At 63.4% G+C, this 1778-nt stretch carries 1 protein-coding gene; it reads right to left on the bottom strand.

Annotated features, from left to right (window positions below; genetic code table 11):
* Positions 1-22: 22 nt before the first annotated feature.
* A complete protein-coding gene (locus IVA96_RS01700; RefSeq protein ID WP_247415114.1) occupies positions 23-1696 on the bottom strand; it encodes a DDE-type integrase/transposase/recombinase in 1674 nt (557 codons plus the stop codon).
* Between the last annotated feature and the right edge of the window lie 82 nt (positions 1697-1778).

Below are 1778 nucleotides of genomic sequence, written 5' to 3' on the forward strand. Positions count from 1 at the left end.
CGTATTGCCGCATCAGCAAATGTTACCCTGATGGCACGGATGCGAAGTCGACTGGTCGGCCGCGCCATGTAGCTTTCCCGGCTTGCTCGACGAGAGGGGCTGTGGGCGGGTCGGGCCCTACATAGCCCGAGCCGTCCACAATCCCGGGCAATGGGGCAGCGGTGGTGGCCTCACCGAGCGGCTCCTCCGCAACCAACTGCTCGGCGGTCTTCCGTCTAAGCGCCCTCAGCAGACGCTGCACGATCGAATGCTGTCTCGTCCCGAACTCCTCTGGGTGTTTCTCCCTCAGCCGGTCGACGATGGCGAGCGCGGTTAACTGCGGTTGCGTAGTGAGCCAGCCCTCGATCGTTAGGATATGCGGGTCGAGTTTGGACGGCATGCGAACCCTGGTTTTATAGGGCCGACGGGGGTGCCGGTGCGTGGCACGCGGCTCGCCGGACGTCGTCGTCTTACCGAGTGTCTTCGCAAAAGTGGCTGCGGTCGCTGGCGCGGTGCTCGTGCTGTCGGGTTGCAAGCCGCGTACCTGTCCGGGACGACGATCGACGCGATTGCCGAGTTCGTCCTGGGTCGCGCGAATCTCGGACAACAGCGCGACTGGATCGAGCGAGCGATACTGATCGCGCAGCCGCTTCTTCACGGCCGCGGTCACCTTGGGATGCGCCAATGCGCGCTCATAGGGCGTCGATGGAAGATGATAGCGTTTGATCACCTTGGCCCCTTCGCGGCGCTTCTCCTTGAGCTTGAATGACGGCTGGAAGAAGTTGACGTAGAGCCGTGCCGCCGCATAGAGGCGGCCCATCACACGGGCCGTATCGACGCCATCGAAGCGGCCGTAGCCCATCAGGCGACGGACGACGGCACCATTCTTCTGCTCGACGAACGCCTGGTCATTCTTCTTGTAGGCGCGGGAGCGAGTGACTTCGAGCTTCTGTTCGCGACACCATGGCACAACGACATCGTTCATGAAGGCGCTGTCGTTGTCAAAGTCTACGCCGCGCAACAGCCAGGGGAAGAGGCTCTGCGCCCGATTGATTGCCTCGACGACCAGCGAACCTTCCCGCGTCAGCAACGGCAGGCACTCCGTCCAGCCGGTAGCGACATCGACCATCGTCAGGGTCTGAATGAACGAGCCAGCCACCGACGTGCCGCCATGGGCGACCATGTCAACCTCGCAGAAGCCGGGCGGCGGGCTGTTCCAGTCATTAAAGGTGCGGATCGGGACCTCGCGCCGGATTGCCGAATAGAATCCAGCACGGCGCCGCCTCCCGCCGCTCGCCGCGATCTTCACATCGACGAGCACGCGATCGATGGTGGCGGCGCTGATCGCCAGAACACGATCACGGTCCGACTGGCCAAGCTGCAATCGGCCATGTTGCTCAAGGGCAGGCAGCAAGGTCGGGATCATCACCTTGAGCCGCTTGCCGCACACCCGATCCGACGCCTCCCACAGCGCCGTCAGCGCGTCCTTGATCGTCGCGCCATATCTGCGTCTTCGCTTTCTTGTTGTCTCGAGCTTGCCCGATCCAACCGTCTCGCGTCGCCGGAGCGCGCGCACCGCATGCTTGCGATGCCAGCCCGTCGTCGCGCACAGCTCGTCGAGGATCCGTCCCTTCTCCCCTCGTTTGGCCGACCGGTAACGCTCCGTTACTGCCGACACCACCTCGCGCCGCGCGCCCATGCTGATCTTTCCCGCCATAGACGCCACCGAACCAATTCGATGGCCCCGACCCAATCATCGGCGAGAAGTTGTCCAGTAACATTCTGGATGAGGCAATGCG

The organism is Bradyrhizobium sp. 159 (assembly GCF_023073795.1).
GTDB lineage: Bacteria > Pseudomonadota > Alphaproteobacteria > Rhizobiales > Xanthobacteraceae > Bradyrhizobium.